This window comes from Thermomonas sp. (genome assembly GCF_020850895.1).
GTDB lineage: Bacteria > Pseudomonadota > Gammaproteobacteria > Xanthomonadales > Xanthomonadaceae > Thermomonas.
The window spans coordinates 1-8,156 of the sequence record NZ_JADZDS010000023.1 but is presented as its reverse complement, the minus strand read 5'-3'; the positions used below and the strand labels follow the sequence as shown (position 1 = coordinate 8,156).

Below are 8,156 nucleotides of genomic sequence, written 5' to 3'. Positions count from 1 at the left end.
TGGCTTCGTTCGGATGTTCCTGCAGGAACTCCTCCAGACGCGCCGCGAAAGTACTATCGACCACCGGCCGCACATCCGACGACACCAGTTTTTCCTTGGTCTGGCTGGAAAAGCTGGGATCAGGCACCTTGACCGAGAGCACCGCGATCATGCCTTCGCGCATGTCATCGCCGGTGAGATCGACCTTGGCTTGTTTGGCAACCCCGCTTTGCTCGATGTACTTGCCCAGGGTGCGGGTCAGCGCGGTCCGGAAGCCCTGCAAATGGGTACCGCCGTCCTTCTGCGGGATGTTGTTGGTGAAACAGAACATCGTTTCCTGGTAGCTGTCGGTCCACTGCAGGGCCGCTTCCACCACGATGTCGTTCTGCTCGCCACGCATCGAAATCACCGCCGGATGCAGCGGCGTCTTCGACTGCGCCAGATGCTCCACGAAGCTGCGGATGCCGCCTTGGTAATGGAACAGGTCGTGGCGTTCCTGCCCGCTCTCGTCGCCACGCTCGTCGACCAGGGTGATGCGCACCCCGGAATTGAGGAAGGACAGCTCGCGCAGGCGGCGCGCCAGGATCTCGTAATGGAATTCGGTGTCGGTAAAGACCTCGGCCGCCGGCCAGAACCGCACCAGGGTCCCGCGGCAGCCAGCGTCGTCGCCGACCCGGCGCAGCGGATACACCGGTTCCCCCATCGTGTATTCCTGCTGGAAATGACCGCCGTCGCGCCAGATGTCCAGCGTGAGCTTGATCGACAGCGCATTGACCACGCTGACACCGACGCCGTGCAGGCCGCCGGAGACCTTGTAGCTGTTGTCATCGAATTTACCGCCAGCGTGCAGCACGGTCATGATGACCTGGGCGGCCGAAACCCCCTCATCCTTGTGGATATCGACCGGGATGCCGCGTCCGTTGTCGAGCACGCCGACCGAGCCATCGGCATGGATGGTCACCCGGATCTCGTTGGCAAAGCCCGCCAACGCCTCGTCGATGGCGTTGTCGACCACTTCAAACACCATGTGGTGCAGGCCGGTGCCGTCGTGGACGTCGCCGATGTACATGCCCGGCCGCTTGCGTACGGCCTCAAGCCCGTGCAGGACGGTAATCCGGCTGGAATCGTAGTTGGAATTGCTGGCGCCTGCGGGCGTTCCACCCGCGGTCTGATCGGATTCTTGCATCGACGCACTCGGCCCAACAGCGCGGCAAACACCGCGCCGGGACACATTAGCTATAGGGGCGCACAGTATAGCAAGCACAGGATGTACCTACGCGCCCAATCCCCTAACGAAGGCCTGAACAACTCCAGGAGGGACTTGTTCGGCATTGCCCTCATGGGTTAGGACACCCGCTCGATCTTGGCCTGTTCCACGTGAAACCTGGCAACCCCGGTCAAGCCTGAAATCAAACAAGGGGGGGGCTCGCTTCCCGTGATCAATATCTGTGCCCCGCTCCGGACGAGCATGGCAATGGCTCGATCCTGGTGATTTCGATCGAGCTCTGCCCCCAGATCGTCCAACTGCAGGACAGGCCAATGACCAGAGGTCTCGGCCAGGAGCGTGGCTTGGGTCAGTATCAACGCAAGGGCCATCTGTTTGGTTTGGCCACGCGAAAGACCGTTTGCTGGAATGCCATCCAGATCAATCCTCAGGTCTGCGCGATGGGGACCAACGGTGGAATGTCCGAGGGCAAAATCCCGTTCTCGCGCCAGCAGCAAAGCATCACCCAGACCCAGGTCCCGCTGCCGCCATCCCGGCTGCAGGCGGATGCTTGGAGCACCCACGCCCGGCAGAAGTGACTGGACGCAGTGCTCCAGCCTTGGTTGAAGGTTCGCCACGTGGGTCTCGCGTTGATGGGTCAGGATTTCACCCGTGTGGGCAAGCTCCTGTTCCCAGGCATCCAGCTGCAGCCCTGGATCCCGTTGCCGTAGCAGTGCATTGCGCTGCTTGAGTGCGCGGGAATAACGACGCCAGGTTGGGAGGAAATCCTGTTCCACGTGGAACAACCCCCAATCGAGGTAGCGTCTTCTGGATTCACTGCCGCCATCAACCAGGGAATGGCTATCAGGCTCGAAGCTGACCACGGTGACGGCAGTCAGCAGGTGGCCAAGTTGCTGCACATCCTCCCCGTCAAGCTTCGCCTGCCACTGGCTGCCGGTGTGGCGCAATCCACATCGATGCGGCACATGGTCGGATCCGTGCCATTGGGCGACCACTTCAAGCGCCGCCTGCCCCCGTCGCACCAATCCATCCCGCACCCGGCCACGAAAGCTGCGGCCATGCGCGAGGAGATGAAGGGCTTCCAGAACACTGGTCTTGCCGCAACCATTCGCACCGGTTAGAAGGTTGAATCCTGGCGCGGGGTGGAGTTCCGCCTGCTCGAAACAGCGGAACTGGCGCAACAGCAGGCGCGTGATTTCCATTGGAACTCATGCACCCGTGTGGCCGGAACCGACCTTTGGAGCCTGGCCACGGCCACACACCGCGTGTGATCGCGCCCCCGGTTGGGTCACAGGCGGAGTGGCATGACCACGTGGCGGACGCGCTGGTGGTCGGCACCACGAACGAGGGCCGAGGACGTGCCATCACGCAGTTGCAACACCACGAACTCGTCACGCAGCGCGCTCAACGCCTCCAGCAAGTAGGTGACATTGAACCCAATGGCCAAGCCATCAACCGACGTTTGTGCCTCGAGTTCTTCCTGCGCTTCTTCCTGCTCCGGGTTATGAGCGCTGATCCGCAGTAGGTCTCGCGCTACCTCGATGCGAATTCCGCGGTATTTCTCGTTCGACAGGATCGAGGCGCGCTGCAGCGATGAACGCAGCGCCTCGCGATCCACCTTGACCTCGCGGTCTGCCCCGATCGGAATGACCGCTTCGTAGTCAGGGAACTTGCCCTCGATCAGCTTGCAGGTGAAGGTGACATCATCGCGCTTGACCCGGATGTGGTTCCTGCCGAGCTCGAGTTCCAACAAGCGATCGCTGCCTTCCAGGAGGCGCTGCAATTCCTGCACACCCTTGCGCGGAACGATGATCTGACGCTTGCCGGGATGCCCCTCTTCCAGCGGGATCTCACACAGGGCCATCCGGTGTCCGTCCGTCGCCACGCAGCGCAGGGCGTCGCTGCGCAAGTCGAACAACAGCCCATTCAGGTAGAAACGCACGTCCTGCTGGGCCATGGCAAACGCGGTGCGTTCCAGCAATTCACGCAGTCCGGTCTCCGGGACCTGCACGCGGTCGGTGGCTTCCACCTCGTCCAGGGAGGGGAAATCATTGGCCGGCAGGCTGGTCAGGGTGAATCTGCTGCGTCCCGCCTGCACTGTCACCTTGTCCTCGCGTTGGGAAACCGTCACCCGGCTTCCATCCGGCAACGCACGCACGATTTCGAACAGTTTGCGCGCCGGAACCGTCGTTTCCCCAGCCTCGGTTTCTTCTGCAGTCACGCGCGAGACCATCTCGACTTCGACATCGGTTCCAGTCAGTTCCAACTGCCCCCCCTGCACCCGAACCAGGAGATTGGACAGGATGGGCAGTGTGTGCCGGCGTTCGACCACGTTGACAACCTGTGCCAACGGCTTGAGCAGAACCTCACGCTGCAGGGAAAACCGCATTGGGAACTCTCCGTCCTGATGTGAACCTTCAGCCTACGAATCACCGCAAAGCTGCTTTTGTAAAGAAGGGATTATTTTTAAAAGCGTGGTTGTAGGTGTCGAAGAAATGCCTTGATAAGGAATCTAAAGCGTTGATTTATAAGACATTTATTGCTCTGCAACACGATGGATAAGTGCCATCTGACTTGTGTATAAGTTGTGGGTTGATCCTGCCCCTGAAGGTGACTTCTTGCTTATCCACAAGTTGCCCACACTTCACTCACTGAGCTTTCGGAGCAACTTTTCCCAATCCTCATGGAGCTTGCCGTCATGTTCCTTGAGCTGCCGGATCTGTCGGCAGGCGTGCAGCACGGTGGTGTGGTCACGACCATCGAACGCATCGCCGATTTCCGGCAGGCTGTGTTCGGTGAGCTCCTTTGCCAGTGCCATGGCGACTTGCCGGGGCCTCGCCAGTGAGCGCGTGCGTTTTTTCCCGAGCATCTCCTTGAGTTGCAGACCGTAGTAGTCTGCCACGGCCTTCTGGATATTGGCGATGCTGATGGCCTGCTGCTGCGCGCGCCAGAGGTCGCGCAGGGTTTCTTGGGCAAATTCCAGGTTCACGGGGCGACCCAGAAAGCCAGCTTGGGCGGTCAGCTTGTTGATCGCGCCCTCCAGCTCGCGCACGTTGCTGCGCATTTTCTTGGCGATCAGTTGGGCGACATCGTCGGGCACGCTGACACCGCGTTCGCGGGCCTTGGACAGGACGATCTGTGCACGCGTTTCGAAATCGGGTGGATCGATCGCCACCGACAGGCCCCAACCCAGCCGCGATTTCAGCCGCGGCTCCAAGCCGTCGACCTCACGCGGGTAGCGATCACAGGTCAGGATGATCTGCTGCTTGCCGTCAAACAATGCATTGAACGTATGGAAAAACTCTTCTTGGGTGCGGTCCTTGCCGGCGAAAAACTGGATGTCGTCGATCAACAAGGCATCGATCTGCTGGAACTGGCGCTTGAAGCGGTCTGCGGATTTTTCCTGCAGGGCCCGGAAGAAGGCGTTGTAGAACCCGTTGGAGTGCAGGTAGAGCACCCGCGCAGACGGATTCAAGCGGCGCATTTCGTTGCCTGCGGCAAACATCAGGTGTGTCTTGCCCAAGCCGGTACCCCCGTACAGCAGCAAGGGGTTGTGGGCGCGTTCGCCCGGCTTGTGGGCCGCGTGCCACGCGGCGGCCCGAGCCAGCTGGTTGCTGCGGCCTTCGACGAAGTTCTCGAAGGTGTAATGGGTTTCGACATTGCCATGGAAGGGCTCTGCTGACGCTTGGGATTCCGTGGCCAAGGAGGTCGTTGCGGGGGCGTTTCCGCGGGGCGGGGAACCCACGGCCAGGGTTACGTCGGCATTGCCGGCGAAGTGCTGCACCAACTCGCGGATCCGCGGCAGGAAACGGAGCTGCACTTCCTCGCGCACCAGGGCATTGGGCGCGTACAGGACCAGACCGCCATCGCGGGGATCACCCTGCAGTGGCTTCAGCCAGGTGCGGACGTCCTCCTGTGGCAGCTCGGATTCCAGGCGTTGCAGACAGGTGGGCCAGACATCCATGCGGGTGTGGTTTCAGGCGGCGGCAGCGAACAGGCAGCAAGTGCGCCATCGCCGCAGATCGGGAAGTGGGCAGGGTAGCACCGGCGGAAGAGCGAGCCAAACCGGAGCTTCCCGTCGTCTCGGGCTTGCGCGTTCCAATGGAATCCGGCTACAATTCCGGTCTTTTCTCCGCATTCGAACGACAGCAGGTCCGTCATGGCCACCAAGCGCACTTACCAGCCCAGCAACCTCAAGCGCAAGCGCGACCACGGCTTCCGCGCCCGCATGAAGACGGCCGATGGCCGCAAGGTGTTGGCACGCCGCCGCGCCAAGGGCCGTCGCCGCCTGACTGTTTGACCTGCAGGGTATCCCGGCGGCGGTGCGGTTCCGGCGTTTGACGATCAGGAGCCAGCGCGATGCCGCAACTGCCATCATCAGGATCCGATGCCCTGCCTGCCCCATCGCGACTGGCGGGTTTTCCGCGTTCGGCGCGGTTGTGTGCAAAGGTGGATTTCGATCGCGTCTTCAAGGACGGCAAGCGCAGCAGCGAGCCGGCCTTGACCCTGTATTGGCTGCAAGATCCGGCACCTGCCCGGCTCGGGCTTGCGGTTTCGCGCCGGGTTGACCCGCGGGCGGTCGGCCGCAATCGCATCAAGCGCGCCCTGCGCGAAGGCTTCCGATCCATGCGCCAAGGATTGCGCGGTGGGGCCTACGTTGTGGTGGCGCGGGCCGAGGCCGCCCGCATCGATGGACCCGGACTGCGCGCAGCGCTAGCGCACAGGTTGCTCAAGCTGGGTGCGTTGCCGGCAGTGGCAGGGCTGGGCACAATGCCGCCCGCTGCAGACCCAGCGGACCCCGCGCACGCTTCCCCACGGACGCCCTCCTGATGAATTCGACCCGCAACCTGTTGTTCATTGCCTGGTTAGCCGTGGCGTTCTTGCTGTGGCAGGCGTGGCGTACCGAACAGGAGGCAAGCGAACCCGTCGTGGCCGCTGCGGTGTCCGAGGCGCCAGCGGCAGACGTGCCGGCGGCATCGGGTGCTGTCCCGGCGGCGGCTCCGACACCTGCCCCTGCATCGGCCGCGGCAGCAGCCAGGCGCGGCCCAACGCTGCGACTGCGCAGTGACGTGCTGGCGCTGGAACTCGACGGACGCAACGTCAGCCGTGCCGAGTTGTTGCACTTCCCGCAGAGCCGTGCGCCCGGCGCGGCCCCGGTGGTGCTGTTGGATCAGGCTCGCAATTCGTACTTCGATGCCAGCGCGACATGGATCGGCATGGACGGGAGTGCGCTGGCGTTCATGCCCGTGGGGGAACAGCGCAATTTCACGCTGGCTCCCGGCCAGGCGGAGGTGACGGCTCGGTTCGTGGCCACCGCCCCATCCGGCGTGCGGGTGCAGCGCAGCATCACCTTGACCCGCGGCAGCTATGCGGTGCGCATCCGCGACGACGTCGTCAACGCCGGCACCACGCGCTGGATCTCGGATATCCAGCGCCGCCTCGTGCGCTTGCCTCCGGTGACCGGCCGCAACTTCTTCAACCCGGGAACCATCAGCCTCAACGGCGCGGCCTGGTACAGCCCGGAGGACAAGTACAAAAAGCGCAGGTACCCCGATTTCGTCGAGGACGGTCCGCTCAACCAACAGGTGGTTGGTGGCTGGATCGGCCTGTCGCAGCATTATTTTCTTGCGGCCTGGGTTCCCCAGCGGGACCAGGGGGCACTGTTTTCGCTCGCCCAACGCGGCAATCTCTACGAAGTCGACGCCCGCGGCCCGCGGGTGACACTGGATCCGGGACAGCGGTTTTCCAGCACGGCAACCCTGTGGCTCGGGCCGAAGGACGCACAGCTGCTGGATGCGGTTGCCCCCGGCCTCGGATTGTCGCTGGATTACGGCATCTTCACCGCAATCGCCAAACCCATCCATTGGCTGCTGACCCAATTGCACAAGCTCACCGGCAACTGGGGCTGGGCGATTGTGCTGCTGGTGCTGCTGATCAAGCTGCTGCTGTTTCCACTGTCGGCCAAGCAGTACCAGTCGATGGCCAAGATGCGCAAGTTCCAGCCGCGCATCCAGCAACTCAAGGAACGCTACGGCGACGACAAGCAGAAGTTCCAGATGGCGATGATGGACCTGTACAAGCGCGAGAAGGTCAATCCGGCCGGCGGCTGCTTGCCGCTGCTGATCCAGATGCCGATCTTCCTGGCCCTGTATTACGTGCTGATCGAGGCGATCGAGCTGCGCCAGGCACCGTGGATCCTGGGCTGGATCAATGACCTGACTGCACAGGATCCCTACTTCATCCTGCCGATCCTCAATGGCGTGGTGATGTTCCTGACCCAGAAAATGACGCCGACCGTGGGCATGGATCCGATCCAGGCCAAGATGATGCAGGCCATGCCGGTGGTGATGGCGGTCATGTTCGCGATGTTCCCGGCCGGCTTGGTGCTGTACTGGGTCACGAATGGCGCCCTGGGCATGCTCCAGCAGTGGATGAACATGAAGCGCTATGCGGATCCGCCGGCCGCGCATACGGTCAGCTGAGCGCAGGGTGGACGCCCCAGCGCCACAGGAGTAGCCGAACATGCCACACCCGCCGCCTGACGCCACCATCGTGGCCATCGCCACGGCGACCGGTCCGGGTGGCGTCGGTATCGTGCGGCTCTCGGGACCGATGGCGTGGGATGTCGGTCAGGCGGTCTGCGGGCGCCAGCTGCGAGTCAGGCGCGCTTCCTTCGTCCGTTTCCGTGAGGTCGATGGCACCACGATTGATGATGGGATCGTGCTGGCCTTTCGTGGCCCGGCCAGTTTCACAGGGGAGGACGTGGTCGAGCTGCAGGCACACGGCAGCCCGGTGGTGCTGGATCAGCTTGTCCAATGCTGCATTCGCCTGGGCGCGCGACAGGCGCTGCCCGGGGAATTCAGCCAGCGCGCCTTCCTCAATGGCAAACTCGACCTGGTGCAGGCCGAGGCCATCGCCGACCTGATCGCCGCCGCCGATGTCCGCGCCGCGC

Annotated in this window: 7 protein-coding genes and 1 pseudogene; 4 read left to right on the top strand and 4 right to left on the bottom strand. The window is 62.9% G+C overall.

The window, feature by feature from the left end; translation table 11 throughout:
- The 4 genes from IT472_RS02405 to dnaA form a co-directional block, all read right to left on the bottom strand.
- The coding region (locus IT472_RS02405; protein ID WP_297177818.1) for an ATP-binding protein at positions 1-1,165 on the bottom strand (1,165 nt) is incomplete at its 3' end.
- A gap of 158 nt (positions 1,166-1,323) precedes the next feature.
- Positions 1,324-2,406 (bottom strand): DNA replication/repair protein RecF, encoded by a 1,083-nt coding sequence (gene recF, locus IT472_RS02400; RefSeq protein ID WP_297177814.1) that lies wholly within the window; start codon positions 2,404-2,406, stop codon positions 1,324-1,326.
- Between the two features lie 86 nt (positions 2,407-2,492).
- On the bottom strand, positions 2,493-3,593 hold the full coding sequence (gene dnaN / locus IT472_RS02395) for a DNA polymerase III subunit beta (RefSeq protein ID WP_297177811.1): 1,101 nt from the start codon (positions 3,591-3,593) through the stop codon (positions 2,493-2,495).
- A 255-nt stretch (positions 3,594-3,848) separates the two neighbouring features.
- Complete coding sequence (gene dnaA, locus IT472_RS02390; RefSeq protein WP_297177808.1) at positions 3,849-5,168, bottom strand: chromosomal replication initiator protein DnaA; 1,320 nt, start codon at positions 5,166-5,168, stop codon at positions 3,849-3,851.
- A 195-nt stretch (positions 5,169-5,363) separates the two neighbouring features.
- On the opposite strand from dnaA, the gene rpmH reads away from it, so the two are divergent.
- The 4 genes and pseudogenes from rpmH to IT472_RS02370 all read left to right on the top strand — a co-directional run.
- The gene (rpmH, locus tag IT472_RS02385) at positions 5,364-5,504 is read left to right on the top strand and encodes a 50S ribosomal protein L34 (RefSeq protein ID WP_156640208.1); all 141 of its coding nucleotides are present in this window, start codon (positions 5,364-5,366) and stop codon (positions 5,502-5,504) included.
- 59 nt (positions 5,505-5,563) lie between these two features.
- Entirely contained in the window at positions 5,564-6,034 is a 471-nt protein-coding gene (rnpA, locus tag IT472_RS02380) for a ribonuclease P protein component (protein WP_297177805.1), read from the top strand.
- Positions 6,034-7,686, top strand: coding sequence for a membrane protein insertase YidC (yidC, locus tag IT472_RS02375; protein ID WP_297177802.1), 1,653 nt, complete (start codon positions 6,034-6,036; stop codon positions 7,684-7,686). Before rnpA ends, yidC begins: the two co-directional genes overlap by 1 nt.
- A gap of 40 nt (positions 7,687-7,726) precedes the next feature.
- Positions 7,727-8,156 (top strand): annotated as a pseudogene (locus IT472_RS02370) (tRNA uridine-5-carboxymethylaminomethyl(34) synthesis GTPase MnmE); the annotation flags it as partial.

Coding starts and splice junctions, on each gene's coding strand:
- dnaN (WP_297177811.1), bottom strand. CDS start 3,593: ATGCGGTTTTCCCTGCAGCGTGAGGTTCTGCTCAAGCCGTTGGCACAG.
- yidC (WP_297177802.1), top strand. CDS start 6,034: ATGAATTCGACCCGCAACCTGTTGTTCATTGCCTGGTTAGCCGTGGCG.
- dnaA (WP_297177808.1), bottom strand. CDS start 5,168: ATGGATGTCTGGCCCACCTGTCTGCAACGCCTGGAATCCGAGCTGCCA.
- recF (WP_297177814.1), bottom strand. CDS start 2,406: ATGGAAATCACGCGCCTGCTGTTGCGCCAGTTCCGCTGTTTCGAGCAG.
- rpmH (WP_156640208.1), top strand. CDS start 5,364: ATGGCCACCAAGCGCACTTACCAGCCCAGCAACCTCAAGCGCAAGCGC.
- rnpA (WP_297177805.1), top strand. CDS start 5,564: ATGCCGCAACTGCCATCATCAGGATCCGATGCCCTGCCTGCCCCATCG.